The following is an 18,609-nucleotide window of genomic DNA, read 5'->3' on the forward strand; positions in this document are numbered from 1 at the left end:
TTAAAAAATCCATTTTGATCTAATCCATATGAAGATTTTCGGATTAAGTCTCTATTTTTATTGATACTTAAAATTTTAAACACAGAAGTATCTTTATTTCTCCCAGTTTTTACCTCCATGAAATTAGCTACCACCCAGATTTTACTCATTCTGCTATGCTCTGTTTGCTTTGCCCAAAATAAATCTGAGATGCTTTTACACAGAGAGACTGTTGAGTTAGTCAAAGGAAAGCTTGTAACTCAAAAAAAGCTGGAGATCCTTATTGGCAGCTATGAAGACAGAATTGAAACTTTTTCAATTCTCTTCCAGGAAGGTGATAAGCTGGAGATCAATTCTGCCGGGGTGAGAAGCTTAACGGGTAAAAAGATTGCCACCTTCAAGAATCGGGACTTTACAGAAAGCAGCTATGTTGATGGTAGTACATTTATGAGTGACCAAAAACTGAAAAACATTAAACTACCAACCAGAGATTTTCCTTACATCTTTGAAATAGACTATAGTCTAGAACAGGCTGACTATATCTCATTAGCTCAATGGTCCCCTGTCTATTATTATGCCATGCCCGTTAGGGAAGCTTCATTGGAGGTCACTGTACCCGAGGACTTAAATATAAAGACGGATTACGATAGTGACATTTTTGAATTTCAGAGCACAACTAGTGACAATCAAACCACATACAGTTGGACAGCCCAAAATATCCCTGTTTACCAGAGAGAGGTTTTCGGACCACCGATAAGTGACCTGATTCCCAAAGTCTGGGTAGTTCCAGATCAGTTTCATTATGCCTTTAAGGGTAGCACTCAAACCTGGCAGGATTTCGGCAAATGGTTAACAAAGATGAATACCGACCTGGAGGAATTAACCGCTACTGAAAAAATTAAAATTGATCAGCTTACGACCGACCTGACCGATGAAAAAGAAATTATCCGTGCGCTGTATTACCATATGCAGGAAAACACTCGCTACGTCAATGTCAGTTATGGTATTGGTGGATTAAAGCCTTATCCGGCCTCCTATGTATGCGAAAATCAGTTCGGTGATTGTAAAGCCCTGACAATCTACATGAAGGCGCTACTGAAGTACAAAGGCATTGAATCATTCTATGCACCGGTTTATGGTGGAGAAGAAAGGAGAAAAGTAAACCCTGACATTGTAGCCTCACAATTTAATCACGTGATCCTGGCTGTTCCATTGAAACAGGACACCCTGTGGTTAGAAAACACAGCCTCTTACTTACCCACAGGCTACCTCGGAACATTCACCCAGGGTAGAAAGACACTTGTTGTTAATAATGAGAAGAGCCAGTTGGTAGACACCCCTCCTTTAAACATTGATGATGTAAGAAATGAGGCATCCTATTCCATTGATATGACAGACCTTGGTAATGTTAAAGTGAATTTCAATCAAACCTACAGAGGCAGAGAATTTGAGACCCTCTCCTATTATATCAGAGACGGAAAAACCAATTGGGTAAATGACTTTTTAATGAATCGTTTTGCATTCAATTCAACAGAAATTCTCTCAAAAGAGATAAACTATAACAGAGACTCATTAAACGTCAAAGTTAATGGTCAGCTAAAACCTTCGGCATTTCACAGAAAAATTGGCAACGATATACTTGTTTCTGTTCCAGATCTTTCTCTACCTAAATTAGAAAACATTGATGAAAGGACTTCACCTATTCGCATTGATATACCCATTGCTCAGCGCAATACCTATACCTTCGATATTGGTGATTCATATGAGATAAGGAGCAATATTGACTTTGAAGTCAAAACTGAATTTGGGATTTATAAAATACAGTCTTCTCAGCAAAACGGTTCTGTTCAGGTCATTGAAGAATTTGAGCTAAGCAGAGCTCATATCAGCAAACAAGACTATCATCTCTTTTATAATTTCTTCAAAGAGATTGAAGGCCTGATGTCAAAAAATGTAATAGTACTATCTAACTAATATGAAAAGAACCTTAATTCTTATTGTCCTTTTATGGGCCTCCCTATTTACTCTTAAGGCACAAACTCAAAAGATTCAATTAGGAGCTCCTAGTCAGGAAGAACTGCAAATGACCTCTTTCGATAAAGATCCAGAAGCTGAAGCAGTAGTGCTATATGATAAGGGCAGTTCTTACTTCCACTTTGATCAGGAAAGAGGTTATGTTATTCAATTTACCAGAACCAAACGCATTAAGATCCTCACCGAAGCAGGAAAAGATTACGGCAACATTGAGATTCAAGCCTATAAAAACAGTGCTGACAGTCGTGAAAGAATTACCTCATTTAAAGCTTTCAGCCACAATCTGAGTCTTGGAAGTGTTGAGAAAAGGGAAGTTGGCCTGGATGACATTTATGAAGAAGAAATCAATGCTTATTGGAGCCTATTCAAAGTTGCTATTCCTAATGTAAAACCGGGAACAATCATTGAATACGAGTATGTATTGGAAACTCCTTTCCTGAGTAATCCTCCCGATTGGAAATTTCAGAACAGAATTCCTACAGTATACAGTGAATATGTACTCAATGCCATTCCTTTCTATGAATATACTTTCGCAGCACAAGGCATCAGAAGATTTGATTATCGTAATTCAAAAACCTCATCTGTAGACAGAACTTTTGGTTCGGTAGTAGAGAGCTATGGCCGTAATATTGGTAGTGGAGTAAAGTTCAATGACGTCATTCACACCTTTGTAATGAAGGATTTACCAGCCTTTAGAGACGAAGAATACATTACCTCCGTGGAGGACTATATCCAAAAGCTAGACTTTCAACTAGCCGTAGTTCACAGACCAACCGGAAGCTCAGAGGAATTAATGACAGACTGGAATACCATGATTGCTACCCTCCTGGATAGTAGGTATATCGGAAAATATATGGACGATAGTGAAAAGGCGGCCAAGAAGGAAATTCTAAAAGAGATTGATTTGGGTAATGGATCGAACCTTGAGAAATCTATCTCTATAGTTAATCATTTCAAGGACAATTACAGATGGAATGAGCTTGCCGGAAAAGGGACTTCCAACAAGGCAAAAGACGTTATTGAATCGAAAACCGGAAATGTTGGAGAGTTAAACTTGCTTTTGATTGGTACCCTCAGAGCAGCAGGTATTACGGCTAAGCCAGTGATCCTCAGCACCCGAAATAATGGAAAAATTAAGAAAGAGTTTCCCTATGACCCTGCCTTCAACTATGTCATAGTAATGGTTGAAGCTGACGGAAAAGCATTTCTGGCAGATGTCACAGAACCGCTTTTATCATTCGATAGAATTCCAATCAGAGCGATTAATGACAATGGACTTATACTGGAGGAAACAGCTCCCTGGATTGATTTAAGAGTTAACCCTCTATCTCAGAACATCAGACAGTTCGAAATCAAGCTCAACCCTGAAAGTAGTAAAGCCAGTGTGGTACTCAATAATCAGCTCACCGAGTTTGAAGCCTATAGAAGCAAAATCACCTATGATGATGATACAGATAAGATCAAAGAATACTATGAAAAAAGAGGCTTTGAAGTGACAGATGAAATTAAAACCGCTAATTACAACAGGTCAAGAGCACCTTATCTTATTCAAACCAATATTGACTTTGACTTAGGTCAACTGGATGGCAAGCTATTCTTCTCTCCGTTTCTACACTTCCCAATTAGTGAGAACAATCTGACTCAGAAGGAACGTACCTACCCTATAGACCTCATTTATCCTATAAGTAATAGTTATGAAGCTTCTATACTAATCCCTGAAGGCTATGAGCTGATTCAAAATGTAGAGAGCTATGACCTAAGCACACCTCTGATATCTATTGATGTAAAATCAGAAATAGAAGGAAATATGCTAAAGATTACAGGAGAGTACACTTTTAAGAAAGCCATCTATGAACCTAATGAATACAGTGCCCTCAAAAATCAGATTAACCTGATAATAGAGAAATTCAATCAGGAAGTGGTTCTTGAGAAAAAAGAGCAATAGGAATCAGACATAAAGTTGTACTATAGACTTCGCTGCCAATCTGTCACATTTTCTCTTGAAAAGGCTTATATTTGCGCCTTAAATTCGAGTAGGGAAAGGCATGAGCAATATCATTCAAGACATTGATATCATAGACAGAAACAGCCAGGAGGCAATGGAAACGGTAAAAACCTCTAAGGAGGAAAACACCGGTAAAGCCAAGAAGCTTTACATTGAAAGCTATGGCTGTCAGATGAATTTTGCAGATAGTGAAATCGTTACTTCCATTATGAAGGAAAACGGATATGACACTACATCTGATTTCGAAAGTGCCGATGTCGTTTTCCTGAATACCTGCTCCATCCGGGAGAAAGCAGAACAAACAGTTAGAAACAGACTCAATCATTTCAATGCTGTCAAAAAGAACAAGCCTGAAATGACTATTGGAGTATTAGGCTGCATGGCCGAACGCCTCAAAGATAAATTGCTCGAAGAGGAGAAAATTGTAGATGTTGTGGTGGGGCCAGATGCTTATCGTGACCTTCCTAAACTCGTTGAGTCTGCAGAAGATGGTCTCAAAGCGGTTAATACCTTCCTTTCCCGTGAAGAGACTTATGCCGATATCTCCCCTGTCAGGTTAAATTCAAATGGAGTTACTGCATTCATCTCTATTATGCGAGGCTGCGATAACATGTGTTCTTTCTGTGTTGTACCATTCACCAGAGGAAGAGAAAGAAGCCGTGATCCACATTCGATCGTTCGAGAAGCCCAGGATTTGTTTAATCAGGGATATAAAGAGGTGACTTTACTCGGTCAGAATGTTGACAGCTATAAATGGTCAGAAGCAGAGAACAATAAAGCCTGGTTAGAAAAGAAGGAGAAAACCGGAGAAGAAGTTGAAGTCGTCAATTTCGCCCGCTTGCTCGAAATGGTAGCCTTGGTATCGCCTGAACTTCGTGTCAGGTTCTCAACTTCTCATCCGAAAGACATTACAGATGAGGTACTTCATACCATGAAGAAGTACGAAAACATCTGCAAATACATTCACCTACCGGCACAGAGTGGTAATTCCAGAGTGCTCGACCTGATGAATCGAACTTATACCAGAGAATGGTACATTAACCGGGTAGATGCCATTAGAGACATCCTTGGGGAGGAATGTGGTATTTCTTCAGATATGATTGCAGGTTTCTGTACCGAAACTGAAGAGGAGCATCAAGACACAATCACCCTGATGGATTATGTAAAGTATGACTTCTCCTATATGTTCTTCTATTCTGAACGTCCTGGTACATTAGCGGCTAAGAAGTTTGAAGATGACATACCTCTGGAGGTTAAGAAAAGAAGACTTCAGGAGATCATCGCCAAACAACAGGAGATATCATTGGAACGCAACAAGCTCGATGTTGGCAAGGTACACAAGGTGCTTATTGAAGGCACTTCAAAGCGTTCTGAAGAACAACTTCAGGGTAGAAACACAGCCAATAAGGTCGTTATTTTCCCCAGAGGGAATCACCAGAAAGGTGATTATGTTAATGTATTGGTGAACGACTGTACTGCAGCCACTCTATTTGGCGAAGTAGTCGCATAAAAGAAAAATCAATTGAGTAGCAACGAATTTTTAAGCATAAAACAGCGGTTTGGTATTATTGGCAATAGCCCCAAACTGAACCATGCCATTCAGGTGGCTGCTCAGGTAGCTCCCACCGATATGACTGTGCTCATCACTGGTGAAAGTGGTAGTGGTAAAGAATCCTTCTCCAAAATCATACATCAACTCAGCGCCAGAAAACATGGTAAGTTTATTGCCATCAACTGCGGAGCTATTCCGGAAGGCACTATTGACTCGGAGCTTTTTGGTCACGAAAAAGGCTCATTTACAGGGGCTTATGAAGCCAGAAAGGGATACTTTGAGGTAACCAATGGAGGCACTATTTTCCTCGATGAGATTGGCGAAATGCCGTTACAAACCCAGGCACGTTTACTCAGGGTTTTGGAAAATGGAGAGTTTATTAAAGTAGGTTCTTCCAAAGTTCAGAAAACAGATGTACGTGTAGTAGCAGCCACCAATGTCAACCTGTTGGATGCAGTAGAAAAGGGTAAGTTCAGAGAAGACCTTTACTACCGACTGAGTACAGTGCCCATCTTTGTCCCTCCTCTCAGAGAAAGAGGTAATGATGTTGACTTGTTGTTCAGAAAGTTTGCTTCTGATTTTGCCGAAAAGTATCGTGTTGAAAGTATCAAGCTTACAGACGATGCGCGACACATGATATTAAGATACAGGTTCCCCGGTAACATTCGTCAACTGAAGAACCTGGTGGAGCAGATGTCTGCACTGGAGATGGAGAGAACGATTACTGCCGATACTTTGATGAAGTATCTTCCACAACAGGGATCTAATTTACCTGCAATTTATAAGGGAGGAAGTTCTGAAGGCGGTGATAGCCTGAGCGAAAGAGACTTGCTCTACAAGGTGCTGTTTGATATGAAAAAAGACATGAACGACTTAAAAAAGTTAGTTCATGACCTGATTCAGGATGGTGATGTAGACACCAGCGTGATTGAAGATAACCCAAACCTCTTCAGAAACATGGATAAGACCCCTGCCCTGCCTCAGGAATCCAGTCCAAAAGACTTCAGCGAACCCATCTATATCAATTCTGCCGAATCAGATAATGACGACAGTTATGATTATGAAAATGTTCATGACATTACTCATGAGGAAGATGAGTCACTAAGCATTGAAGAGAAAGAAAAAGAGCTAATCATCAAGGCGTTAAGAAAAAATAACAACAAGCGTAAATATGCGGCACAAGATTTGGGCATCTCGGAGCGTACTCTTTACCGTAAGATCAAACAATATGAAATCGACTAAAGCGCTGGTTCTTTTAGCTCTGCTGATTTCCCTTTCAGGATGTGGCGTATACTCTTTTAGCGGTACTTCCATTGACTACAATCAGATCAAAACCCTTAGTATTGCCAACTTCCTCAATGAAATCGGTAGTGGACCTCCCAACATGGCCCAAAACTTTACTGAGGGGTTGAAAGACTACTTTCAGCGAAGAACCAAACTTGAGCTTATTCAGCGTCAGGGCGACCTCCAGTTTGAAGGAAGTATCTCTGATTACCGGGTGAATCCTCAGGCCATTAGTGCCTCAGGAAGTTCTACCAGAGCCGATGGAACCGGGCTTATGAGACTTACCATTGTTGTTCAGGTGGTCTTTACTAATTCAGTAGAAGAAGAAGCAAGCTTCCAAAGACCATTTACTTTCTATGCCGATTACGACCCTTCCACCACCACTCTGAATGCAGTGGAAGAAGACCTGGTTCAGGAGATATTCGATGCGCTTTACTTTGACATTTTCCAGGCAGCTGTTGCCCAATGGTAATTTTCATTCTATTTTCGTTATTCAACCCTAACACGTGTGGACAAAGAACGCTTTAGTACTTTACTGAAAGATCCGTCTGAGGTCACCAATCCTGATATTAAGGCGCTGAATGAATACAGGAAGAAATACCCTTATTTTCAGAGCCTTTATGTGGTAGTGGCTAAAGCGCTTAAAGATCGTCAACACCCAAAGACAGAGGCCTTTATTAAGAAAGCCGCTATCTACTCGGCCAACAGGTCTCACCTGAAAGAGATTATCGAAGGCGATTTTCAATTTGGTCAAAAGCCCACATCTCAGACACAAGAATCACCGGCTATTCCTGTTATTAACAAGGACGAACCTCAAAAAGAACAAGCCAACCAAAAACCTGAGGTTCCAGAGAAGCCCATAGAAGAGAAGGAAAAGGCAGTGACAAAGACGGAAGAAAAAGACAGGACGGGTGAAGTTGAAAAGGAAAAGCAGGTAACTCCTGTTAAGGAACCAAAAGCTGAACAAAAAGAAGAAAAGCCAAAGCCGGCAGAAATAGCCAGCCCAGCAGCCAAACAAGGGCAAGAGGCACCTGACAAAAAACCTCAGGCATCCAAAGAAGAGATTAAGGTCGAACCTAAAAACCGCCAGGCAACAGAGAGCATGCCTACTCCAGTACCGAAGAAATTTGATAACGATCTGGCCGAAATAGAAGCAGCAAAAAGGCGGATTGAAGCACTACTCTCAGGAACATTAGAAGAAGTCTCTTCTACTCCACAAGCTTCTGGTAAATCGAAAATAACTCAAAAGAAAGGCAAGAAGAAAAACCAGATTGAACTGATTGAAAAGTTCATCCAAAATGAGCCTCAAATAGACCGTCAAAAGCTGGCAGAATCAGAAAGTTCTTCTGGACAGGTAAACCTGGCGGACAAATCCATTAAGCAAAATGAAGATTTTGAAACAGAGACTTTAGCGAGGTTGATGGTGAAGCAGGGCAAGCTCAAAAGAGCAGAAGAGATTTATAAAAAGCTGAGCTTGAAGTTTCCTGAAAAAAGCGCTTACTTTGCATCCCAAATTGAAAAATTAAAGTAGAAACAGAATGTTTAAGTTATTCATCATCTTGGCAATCATCGTAGCGATTTTGTTAATCTTAATCGTATTGATGCAGAACTCTAAAGGAGGCGGATTGTCAAGCCAGTTTGGTGGCGGAGGAGCACAGCAGATCATTGGTGTGAAAAAGACCAGTGATATTCTGGAAAAAGCTACCTGGGTTTTTATCGTTGCCCTGATTGTTTTCAGCCTTACATCAAGTCTGATGCTGGAAAAAGGACCGGCCAACTTTGCTAATCCAAACGTTGATGCTGCTCAGCAAAGTCAACCTCAAAACAATGCATTGCCATTCACCCCAACTGAAGCTGATACTACCAGCACAGGTTTAGGCACTACGCCAGAAGATACCACTGGTCAGCAATAATTTGAACTGAAAACATATTAAGAAAGCCCTGATGATAACATCAGGGCTTTTTTATTCCCGCTTACCTTCTTTCTAGAATTTTCTGTATTCAGAGTCCAGGTAAGCATTCGCCTCTTCTTCCCTGAACTTTGCATTCTGGCTGTCCCAATGCAGTTTCTTATTGGGGAATCTGCCTGCTATTACTCCCAGGAGAATGGTTTCAGTTAACCTGGCTGCATAGGAGAATGGGGCACTGGTCTTAACATTCCCAAGACAAGCATCTACAAACTGATGATAGTGTTTCTTACCCTCCTGCTCGTAATTTCTGACAGGCTCACCCAAATATGCAAAATTGGTGAGATCCAGTTCCTGATATTCATCCTTAACAATATGTCTCGGCAACTGCATAAAATGTGGAAGCAATAACCTGCCCTTTTCCCCAATGAACATAGCCCCCTGATCGGGTAGCGATTCTCCATCAGGCAAGCGTAAGTCCTTGTGATCTTTAGGTGCACCTTCTCCATCGTACCAAATCCACTTGAATTTCTTGGTAGTATAGGCAGTACCCGGGAACTCGTAAGTCACTATGTTATGCTCGGGAAAGCCAAAACCATTAGGCTCACGGCACTCATTTTTAATGGTCTTAGGAATATCCAAGGCCAGCGCATTGTATGGGGTATCGAAAATATGTACCCCCATATCTCCCAAGGTGCCGCAGCCATAGTCTACCAGCTTTCTCCAGTTACCCGGGTGATAGACACCCTTTTTGTATGGTCGCTCTGCCGATGTACCCAACCAAAGATTCCAATCCAGGCTCTCTGGAACCGGGTCGCTACCCTGAGGAACAGGGCCATCATAACCCCAGTTTTTGGGAGACCAGGCCCTGACACGCTTCACCTTACCGATAATACCGGATTGAATCAGTTCAGTAGCCAATTGATAATCATAGAATGAGTGCACCTGAATGCCCATCTGTGTAACCAGCCCTTTATCCGCGGCCAGTTGATTCATGGCCCTGGCCTCAGTGACATGGTGTGTCAGAGGCTTCTGGCAATAGACTGGCTTATTCATCTCCATAGCCATCATAGAAGCGGGAGCATGAGTATGATCGGGAGTAGAAACCACTACTGCGTCAATACTGCCAGACATCTCCCTGAGCATGGCCCGGTAATCGCTGTAAACCTTCGCATTAGGATGCATTTGGTGCGCTGCCGACAGGTTAGACGCATCAACATCGCACAGGCCAACGACTTCAACAGCAGGGTGTGAAGCAATCGCCTTAAGGTCTTCCATCCCCATTCCTCCAACACCAATATGGGCAGTTCTTAACTTATCGGCCCTTCCCATAGACCAGAGTGAGGTTGGCAAGACAGAGGCAGTGGTGAGCAGTGCTGCACTTTTTAAAAAATCTCGTTTGTTCATAATTCATTCTTTCAGTCTTAGGATACAAAGCCTTTCTATTCCGAGAGTTGTCGAAGAATCTGCCAGTTTGTTGACTAACCTTCGTTGCCTCAGGATAAAAGTCCTAAAACAAGGTCTTACAATTTTCTAATCTTGATATTCTTGAACCAAAGCGGGCTATCATGATCCTGTAGACCTATGTAACCCGTTTTAAAGGAGCCATATTTCGGTGAGTCCTTCCACTTACCTGCTGCCTTCCTCTCGTACCAGTCGTCTGACCAGGGCACAAATTCCACGATTTTCTTTCCATTCAACCAATGCTCAACTTTTTCAGGAGTGAATATGATTCTAGAAGTATTCCACTCTCCGGCAGGTTTGGCAATTTTCTGAGCAGGGTCAGGTACATACATAGCGTAGTCTGCTCCTGTCTTTTGCCATTCTTCTAGTTTCGCATTATTGATCTCCTCCCATTTCAGGTCGTCCAGCAGTTGGTATTCAGGTGATATTTCTGGTGGCCCTCCTGGCTCGTTTTCTTTCAGGTGATAGAATATTCCGCTATTTCCACCTTCCGGCAACTTCCATTCGAGATAAAGCTCAAAGTTGTCGAACTCTTCAGCTCCATAGATAATATCCTTTCCACCCTGCATTTCTGACTCCAGGCGTTTTTCAGTATCGAAGGTCAATGCTCCTTCTTCATCAATAGTCCATTGCGATGGAAGTTCTTCACCATTATAGGCACGCCAGCCATCGGTACTTGTTCCGTCAAACAGGTAAATCCAGCCTTCATCCTCAGCTGTAGCAGTTTGAGTTTCCTCCTTCTTATCTCCGGAGCCACAGGAGAAGAGAGCAATGGAAAATAGTGCGAGCAGATAGTTTCTTTTCATATTTGGGTAAGGGTTATTAGTTAGAGGTTAATAGTTTATTAGGATTTAGTGCCTGTTATATAAGATTTAAATTTTACCCAGTCCTAAAGGGTGCAAGGTTCAATTCTATTTTTACTCTTTAAAAAGTCTCTTTAAGGATTTAGTCTTACTCACTTAGCTTCTTCAGTTGAATATTCTTCCATCTGACCTTGATTCCTCCACCATCGTGGATCTGCAATGCAATGGAGCCTTTTCCTGCACCGATCTTCTCATCAACCAGGTGCACCATCTCAGTACCATTAAGCCATGAGGTAACCTCATTGCCTACTACCCTGATCTTCATAGTGTTCCACTCTCCCATCTTCAAAGCACTGTCTTTTTCTGGTTCGGGTTGAATGAGCCATCCTCTTCCATAAGATTCGTAGATTCCTCCAGTATGGCTACCGGGAGGTGCTACTTCCACCTGCCAGCCACTCACCTTAGTGCCATCTACTGTAGACCGAATGAAAACACCACTATTGCCATTGGCTTCCTGTTTGAAGTCCAGTGTTAATTCGAAGTCATCGTAATATTCATTGGTGGTGAGATAACCATACTGAGCTTTGGGGCCACTCTCACAAATCAGTTCTCCGTTTTCGACATACCACTTCTCTTCCCCGTTATTCGTCCAGCCATCCAGATTCTCTCCATTGAAGAGGGAAATAGTGTCAGATGATTGGCAAGAAGCCATAAGAAAAAGGGTCAAAAAACCAGTGAGCAGAGTCTTTCCTGAAGCTTTAAGTAGCATGATGAAAAAGTAGTTTGGTTGAAAAGTTTACCTCTCAATCTAAAAAATTAACCGCACATTTTCCCTACCGCACAACACTATGCTAAAGTTGCTGCACGGTTTTCAAAACCATCTTCTTGCTCATAGGAATCAAGGTTTCTTCCATGGGTAGTGGTAATTCACCATGAATCAGAAAGGTAGCCGGGTTGGGCAATACCTGATAAGTCCTGATCAATTGAAGCTTAAGCTGCTCAAAAGTATCTCCTATACCTCTGGAGAACCGATCGATCCAGCGAAAGTAAATGCCCCTCATTTGCTCATTGAACATGATAAACTTCTTGATCTGGTATTGAAATACATCAGTAAGTTTGGAGTTGCCTACTTCCAGCATCACATAACCTTCATCTTTGTACATTGGAATAATACCTACGGGATCAATCTTCAGTTCAGACTCAACCCATTCGTGAATCTCCTTCCCCTTGCCCAATGTCTTTTGCATAGTTGGCAGAGCATAATCAACAATCTCCTCTATGTCTTTCAGAGTTTCATCACTTTCGTTCAGGTCTTTATAGATGATTTCCAGTTTACTCAAGTCTAATCGTGAAATCTCTCTGGGCATTTTGGACTGGATAGATTGCTTCTTATCCTTAAGTACCTTAGCATCCTGATAATGATCTATCAGCTCAGTCAGAAATGGAAAAAGTCTGGCCTGATCGAAGTTCTTCTCTACATGTTTCAAGTAGGCCAGCAGCACATACTTCTTATACTCAAAATCAATTAGCCCATCGGTAATCCAGTCTTTCCTTAATTGTGTCATAGATGAAATTTTTTAAACATTCCTCAAAAAGAACACCTCAACAATGTTGATTCGTCACCCTGAATTTATTTCAGGATCTCTAAGTCAATTAAATGCTGAAACCAGCCTTTGCCGCAGGCAGGCAAGCTCAGCATGGCCAACCATACAAATTATTGAATGTTCTTAAACCGCTGATCTGTCAGTTGAGCACAGATCATTTGACACAGAAGATAACCAGTTCTGACAATTGATCAAAGCCAGAAAGCGAGCTGAGGTGAAATTCTGTCAGATTTTTATGACAATCGATTGAGAATTCCCATTGGAACCTGACACATGACGGAATTGACCCTGCCAAAAGTTCACAATCTGTGTTTGGCACACAAACTGATATATGCCGCACTGTAAAATTGAAACAAACTCTTAAACCAATAAGAAAAATGTCTAAAGTTAACATTACTCCATTAGCTGACAGAGTTCTGGTAGAGCCTGCGGCTGCTGAAGAAAAAACTGCTTCAGGTATCATTATTCCTGACACTGCCAAAGAAAAGCCTCAGAGAGGTGTAATCGTAGCTGCTGGTGGTGGCAAGAAAGATGAGCCAATGACAGTGAAAGCTGGTGATACTGTATTGTATGGTAAATATGCCGGTACTGAAATCACTGTTGAAGGTAAAGACTACCTCATCATGAAGGAGTCTGACATTTTCGCAATCATCAATTCTTAATCTTAATCTGAAAACTTAAAACACGAATAAGACATGGCAAAAGATCTATTCTTTCGTAATGATGCCAGAGACCAGTTGAAAAAAGGTGTTGATACTTTGGCAGATGCTGTGAAAGTAACCCTTGGTCCTAAAGGTAGAAACGTAATTATCGACAAGAAATTCGGTGCACCAACTGTAACTAAGGATGGTGTTTCTGTAGCAAAAGAGATTGAGCTTTCTGAGCCAATCGAAAATATGGGTGCTCAGTTGGTGAAAGAAGTTGCTTCTAAAACCGCTGACAGTGCTGGTGATGGTACTACTACTGCTACTGTTTTGGCTCAGGCCATCTTCGGTGCAGGTATCAAAAACGTAGCTGCCGGTGCTAACCCAATGGACTTGAAAAGAGGTATCGACAAAGCAGTTACTGCTGTTGTTGCTGACCTTCACTCTCAGTCTAAATCTATCAAAGACTCTAACGAGATTAAGCAAGTAGGTACTATCTCTGCTAACAACGATGAGGAAATCGGTCAGATGATTGCTGATGCGATGGACAAAGTGGGTAAGGACGGTGTCATCACTGTTGAAGAAGCAAGAGGTACTGAAACCGAAGTGAAGACTGTAGAAGGTATGCAGTTCGACAGAGGTTACCTTTCTCCATACTTTGTGACTAACACAGAGAAAATGGAAGCTGAACTGGATAACCCATACATCCTGATCTACGACAAGAAAATCTCTTCAATGAAAGAATTGCTTCCGGTACTTGAGCCAGTAGCTCAGTCAGGTAAGCCATTGGTTATCATTGCTGAAGATGTAGACGGTGAAGCCCTTGCTACTTTGGTAGTAAACAAAATCAGAGGTTCTCTGAAAATTGCTGCTGTAAAAGCTCCTGGCTTTGGTGACAGAAGAAAAGCCATGTTGGAAGATATCGCTGTATTGACTGGTGGTACTGTAATTTCTGAAGAAAGAGGTTACAAACTGGAAAATGCAACTATCGAATACCTTGGTACTGCTGAGAAAATCAACATCGACAAAGACAATACTACTATTGTTAATGGTGCTGGTGAAGCGGCTCACATTGAGGCCAGAGTAAAAGAAATCCAGACTCAGATTGAAAATACTACTTCTGACTACGACAAAGAGAAATTGCAGGAAAGACTTGCTAAACTCTCTGGTGGTGTAGCTATCCTTTACATTGGTGCGGCTACTGAAGTAGAAATGAAAGAGAAGAAAGACAGAGTAGACGATGCATTGCATGCTACCAGAGCTGCTGTACAGGAAGGTGTAGTTGCCGGTGGTGGTGTAGCCTTGATCAGAGCTGCTGCTGCTTTGGACAAAGTAGCTGTTGACAATGAAGATCAGGCTACTGGTGTAAACATTATCAGAACTGCTGTAGAAGCTCCTTTGAGAACTATCGTGGCAAACGCTGGTGGTGAAGGTTCAGTAGTAGTGAATGAGGTGAAAAACGGAAAAGCTGATTATGGCTACAATGCCAGAGAAGACAAGTACGAAAACCTGATTGCTGCTGGTGTAATTGACCCAACCAAAGTAACTCGTTTAGCGCTTGAAAATGCTGCTTCTATCGCTTCTCTTCTACTGACTACCGAATGTGTAGTAGCTGAAGAGCCGGAAAAAGAAGGTGCAGCTCCAATGCCTCCAATGGGTGGCGGTATGGGCGGCATGATGTAATCGCTCTCTAGTACTTAGATATTAGTACATAGAATATAGATAAGAGCCTCGGCAGTTTGCCGGGGCTTTTTCATTCTATTGGTTTTAAACGCAATGGGCGCAGAGGGCGCAAAGAATAAAGGACGAATCTCTTTCTAAGTAAGCTCCCCCTCTTAGGCTTAGATATTAGTATATAGAATATAGATAAGAGCTTCGGCAGTTTGCCGGGGCTTTTTCATTCTATTGGTTTTAACCGCAATGGGCGCTGAGAGCGTAAAGGAATTAAAAACTGCCTGACTCAGTCAACGTATACTAAGGATCATAAAACAACAATTCATGGTTAGCGGGTTTTTCATTGGTCAAAAGGGGCACTATCAAGAACTTTCTTCACCTCATTGTGCTTCATTACATAAGACTTAAAACTAAACTCTATGGAATCAAAGAAGTGGGATGACCGATATGCAGAAAATGGCTATGCTTATGGCGCTGAACCGAATGCTTTCTTTAAATATCGACTAGATCAACTTAGTCCCGGTAAAATTCTGTTACCCGCTGATGGTGAAGGCCGAAATGGCGTATATGCTGCATTGCAGGGATGGCAGTCTACTTCTTTCGATATTAGCATTGAAGGTCAGAAAAAGGCACTACAATTAGCAGCTGACCTGGGCACCACAATCGATTATCAGGTCGGAGATTTTCAAACCATGGGCTTTCAGCCCCTATCCTTCGATGTTATGGCCCTGATCTATGCTCACTTCCCGGGCCCTGTTAAATCCGATTTCCATCAAAAGCTCAGTACACTGGTTAAACCTGGCGGCATAGTCATCTTTGAAGCCTTTAGTAAGAACCACCTCCCTATCGTACAGGCCAATCCTGCTGTGGGTGGTCCGAAAGATTTGGACACGCTCTTTTCGCTGGAAGAGCTTGATACTGACTTTCACGATTACGAGGTTCTCTACAGAGCGGAAGAAATCGTAACGTTAAACGAAGGTAAATACCATAGAGGGCAGGCATCAGTCATTCGCTTTGTAGGTAAAAAGCACTAATACTCGCTATTTCAATTATCAACTCAGACCATCTGTAAGGATTTCACTATTTTAACCCCTTCAACCAGCCAATACCTATGAAAGAAGGGCTAATTAAAGATGCATACGAACTGATTATCAAAGAATTGCAAACCGTCATTTCTATAGCCTATATACTGACAGTAGGTATAGGGATGCTCTTCAATTATAAATTCTACGCGGAGTTCGATATTAACATCTTTGATTATTCAGATGTATTTGACTTTCTGCTCGCTCCTTTTGCAGATTATCGGATTCTGCTTTTCTCGGTCCTGTCACTATTGATCTCCTTGCTCTTATTAAAGTTCGATAGTGAATGGAAAAAGCTATCTCCCCGCTCCTACTCCAGAGCTAACTTCGGCTGGGACAAGAAAAGCTGGTTTAAGACTTTCAGATATGGGTCATTCGCTTTCTGCTTTATCATTTATCTTTTTGCCTCAGCTGATATTTATGGAAGACACACGAAAAAACATGTCCTCGCAGAGCCTCCTGTTGAGGTAACCTTTGCCGATAATCAAACCAAATCGGGTATCATGATTGGTAAAACACTGGATGTTATTTTTCTGAAAATCGACTCGAAGATTGAGGCTATTCCTGTTACTGCGCAAGTGAAGAACATTAGTATCCATACAGAAGACTAACCTGCCATTCTTGCTGTTTTCCGGTATTGAATCTTATTTCTCACTCCTTCAATATATCACACTGAGAGATATCCGTATGCCTGAATATGGAATGGAACTACTTTGAGGTGAAACCCAGCGAGGCTCTGTCTGACTTCATTGACTGTTACTGGAATGAAGACTACTGCGACAGCACCCCCGATCAACAGGAAATCCATGTGGTTCCGGACAACACTATTGAGCTGATTATCACCAACAAAGCATTTCAAAGATACAGCCCCGCGCTAAAGACGGCATGGACTGTCAAGAGCCATCTTAGCGGACTAAAAACCAGAAGCCAACAGTGTATTGTTACTCAAAGTCCTCTAATCTGTGTTCGATTTAAACCTAAGGCCTTTTACTTGTTCAGCGAGGTTGCTCCGAAACTCAGCATCGACAATTGTCTCTTGCCTGATCAATGCCTGGGTGAAGACTTCCTCCAGGTAGAAGAAGGTTTGTTCAATGCATCCTCTTATTCAGAAAGGCATATAATACTCAACGAATTCTTTGAAGAACTATATACCAGGAATGCTTACAGAAGAGACCCGCTTTTTGAACAATTGATGAATACCATTGAGAGTCACAAGGGGCTCATCAGTATTGAGCAATTGAGCAACCAGTTTAAAACTTCCCCCAAAACCATCAGGAGACGTTTCATTGAGCACCTGGGCATCACACCCAAAAGGTATTGCCGCCTGTGCCGGGTGATTTATAGTCTGAAGCAAGTATCAGGGATTCAGTCCAAACAACTCACCCAACTCGCGCTTAACGCTGAGTATTTTGATCAATCTCATTTTGTCAAAGATGTGAAATCCGTCATCAACTGTACACCCTCTTATTTTCATAGGGCAAACAAGGGAATTCAGTCCCCCACTTTCTGATTCTTCTTCCGAGTCCCTTTTTTACAATTTTCCTTCATCATTACAGTGTAAGATTGTGCCAGATTCAACTCAGCAGGTATTAACTGAATGAAAAAACTGGTTTTACTCACACTCATGGTTCAAATAAGTCTGGCGTATAGTCAGGGCTTTAGCCTATCCTTGGGTGATAGTATCATTTCTAAACCCGTCATATTTTATCCTGAAACTGTATCTGATGATATCGATAAATTCAATACCAGTTTCAGCCCAGATGGTCAAACCATCTACTTTACTGCTACCCATCAGAAGCTTGGGCTTACCGGTATAGCCTATCAGAAGTTTATTAATGGGACATTCCAGTCTCCCGAATTTGTACCATTCGTTTCTGCTGATATACCTGTTGCCGATGTGCAAATCTCTCCCGATGGTCAGACCATGTTCTTCAGTACGTTCAAGGATTATGAGGGCAAGCCGGAAGGCTTCAACTTCAATCTATGGACATCGCAATTCCAAAGTGGCCAATGGCAGGATCCGGTACCGCTGGGAGGAATGATGGCATCAACCGGAAACGAATTCTATCCGGTATTGACCCGGAGCGGAACGCTCTATTTCAACTCAGACAAAGGAGGAAATTCCGACATTTATTATAGTCCATTCATCAATGGGGAATTCCAGTCGCCAATTGCTTTGCCTGCCAATATCAACAGTCAGGGCCGAGAAGCAGATGCATTTATTTCGGCCGATGAATCAGTAATGATTTTCGTGCGTGTAGATGAACCCGATGGTTTTGGGAACAGTGATCTATACATCAGCTTTAACCTGGGAAACAATACCTGGACTGACCCGATCAATATGGGACCAGACATCAATAGTCAGGGTATTGACGGTAGCCCCTACATCACACCTGACAATAAGTACCTCATCTTCACCACCAGCAGAATGAAAGAAGGTATTAAGGAAGAGGCCATGACCAGCTTCAGGCACTTTCAGGAAACCATTGAATCAAGTAATAACGGATCACTCAATTTTTATATAGTAAGTCTGGATCTGCAATACTATAGAAACATGGTAGCGCAGAAATAAGACAT

The 18,609-nt window shown here is 41.9% G+C and carries 17 protein-coding genes; 13 read left to right on the forward strand and 4 right to left on the reverse strand.

The genetic code is table 11. The annotated features are described in order from the left end of the window. Positions 1–117 precede the first annotated feature (117 nt). The 7 genes from ACOOEY_RS02975 to secG all read left to right on the forward strand — a co-directional run bounded on the left by ACOOEY_RS02975 (position 118) and on the right by secG (position 8,767). Positions 118–1,953 (forward strand): DUF3857 domain-containing protein, encoded by a 1,836-nt coding sequence (locus ACOOEY_RS02975; protein WP_420387186.1) that lies wholly within the window; start codon positions 118–120, stop codon positions 1,951–1,953. A gap of 1 nt (position 1,954) precedes the next feature. After that, positions 1,955–3,958: a transglutaminase domain-containing protein gene (locus tag ACOOEY_RS02980; RefSeq protein ID WP_420387187.1), complete on the forward strand. Its 2,004-nt coding sequence runs from the start codon at positions 1,955–1,957 to the stop codon at positions 3,956–3,958. Positions 3,959–4,058: 100 nt separating this feature from the next. Next, the gene (gene miaB / locus ACOOEY_RS02985) at positions 4,059–5,528 is read left to right on the forward strand and encodes a tRNA (N6-isopentenyl adenosine(37)-C2)-methylthiotransferase MiaB (RefSeq protein WP_420387188.1); all 1,470 of its coding nucleotides are present in this window, start codon (positions 4,059–4,061) and stop codon (positions 5,526–5,528) included. A gap of 12 nt (positions 5,529–5,540) precedes the next feature. Beyond that, a complete protein-coding gene (locus tag ACOOEY_RS02990) occupies positions 5,541–6,812 on the forward strand; it encodes a sigma-54 interaction domain-containing protein (RefSeq protein WP_420387189.1) in 1,272 nt (423 codons plus the stop codon). Further along, positions 6,799–7,326, forward strand: a complete 528-nt coding sequence (gene lptE, locus ACOOEY_RS02995; protein WP_420387190.1) for an LPS assembly lipoprotein LptE — start codon at positions 6,799–6,801, stop codon at positions 7,324–7,326. Before ACOOEY_RS02990 ends, lptE begins: the two co-directional genes overlap by 14 nt. 36 nt (positions 7,327–7,362) lie before the next feature. Then, on the forward strand, positions 7,363–8,385 hold the full coding sequence (locus ACOOEY_RS03000) for a hypothetical protein (protein WP_420387191.1): 1,023 nt from the start codon (positions 7,363–7,365) through the stop codon (positions 8,383–8,385). Positions 8,386–8,392: 7 nt separating this feature from the next. After that, the gene (secG, locus tag ACOOEY_RS03005; RefSeq protein WP_420387192.1) at positions 8,393–8,767 is read left to right on the forward strand and encodes a preprotein translocase subunit SecG; all 375 of its coding nucleotides are present in this window, start codon (positions 8,393–8,395) and stop codon (positions 8,765–8,767) included. 72 nt (positions 8,768–8,839) lie between these two features. Here secG and ACOOEY_RS03010 read toward each other — a convergent pair whose 3' ends face one another. The 4 genes from ACOOEY_RS03010 to ACOOEY_RS03025 form a co-directional block, all read right to left on the reverse strand. Beyond that, entirely contained in the window at positions 8,840–10,168 is a 1,329-nt protein-coding gene (locus tag ACOOEY_RS03010) for a Gfo/Idh/MocA family protein (protein WP_420387193.1), read from the reverse strand. A gap of 116 nt (positions 10,169–10,284) precedes the next feature. After that, positions 10,285–11,031, reverse strand: a complete 747-nt coding sequence (locus ACOOEY_RS03015) for a 3-keto-disaccharide hydrolase (protein WP_420387194.1) — start codon at positions 11,029–11,031, stop codon at positions 10,285–10,287. A gap of 145 nt (positions 11,032–11,176) precedes the next feature. Further along, a complete protein-coding gene (locus ACOOEY_RS03020) occupies positions 11,177–11,740 on the reverse strand; it encodes a 3-keto-disaccharide hydrolase (RefSeq protein ID WP_420388629.1) in 564 nt (187 codons plus the stop codon). 139 nt (positions 11,741–11,879) lie between these two features. Further along, positions 11,880–12,593, reverse strand: a complete 714-nt coding sequence (locus ACOOEY_RS03025) for a hypothetical protein (RefSeq protein ID WP_420387195.1) — start codon at positions 12,591–12,593, stop codon at positions 11,880–11,882. Between the two features lie 416 nt (positions 12,594–13,009). Between ACOOEY_RS03025 and ACOOEY_RS03030 the strand changes: the two genes are divergently transcribed. From ACOOEY_RS03030 to ACOOEY_RS03055, 6 genes are all read left to right on the forward strand, one after another. Continuing rightward, complete coding sequence (locus ACOOEY_RS03030) at positions 13,010–13,294, forward strand: co-chaperone GroES (RefSeq protein WP_420387196.1); 285 nt, start codon at positions 13,010–13,012, stop codon at positions 13,292–13,294. A gap of 33 nt (positions 13,295–13,327) precedes the next feature. Further along, positions 13,328–14,959 (forward strand): chaperonin GroEL, encoded by a 1,632-nt coding sequence (gene groL, locus ACOOEY_RS03035; protein ID WP_420387197.1) that lies wholly within the window; start codon positions 13,328–13,330, stop codon positions 14,957–14,959. 410 nt (positions 14,960–15,369) lie between these two features. After that, positions 15,370–15,984 (forward strand): class I SAM-dependent methyltransferase, encoded by a 615-nt coding sequence (locus tag ACOOEY_RS03040; RefSeq protein WP_420387198.1) that lies wholly within the window; start codon positions 15,370–15,372, stop codon positions 15,982–15,984. 77 nt (positions 15,985–16,061) lie between these two features. Further along, positions 16,062–16,643, forward strand: a complete 582-nt coding sequence (locus ACOOEY_RS03045) for a hypothetical protein (protein WP_420387199.1) — start codon at positions 16,062–16,064, stop codon at positions 16,641–16,643. 86 nt (positions 16,644–16,729) lie between these two features. Continuing rightward, complete coding sequence (locus ACOOEY_RS03050) at positions 16,730–17,542, forward strand: helix-turn-helix domain-containing protein (RefSeq protein WP_420387200.1); 813 nt, start codon at positions 16,730–16,732, stop codon at positions 17,540–17,542. Between the two features lie 87 nt (positions 17,543–17,629). Continuing rightward, positions 17,630–18,604 carry a hypothetical protein gene (locus ACOOEY_RS03055; protein ID WP_420387201.1) on the forward strand — a complete coding sequence of 325 codons (975 nt, stop codon included), beginning with the start codon at positions 17,630–17,632 and terminating at the stop codon, positions 18,602–18,604. Positions 18,605–18,609 lie beyond the last annotated feature (5 nt).

Origin of the sequence: Roseivirga sp. (assembly GCF_965216855.1) — a bacterium.
GTDB lineage: Bacteria > Bacteroidota > Bacteroidia > Cytophagales > Cyclobacteriaceae > Roseivirga.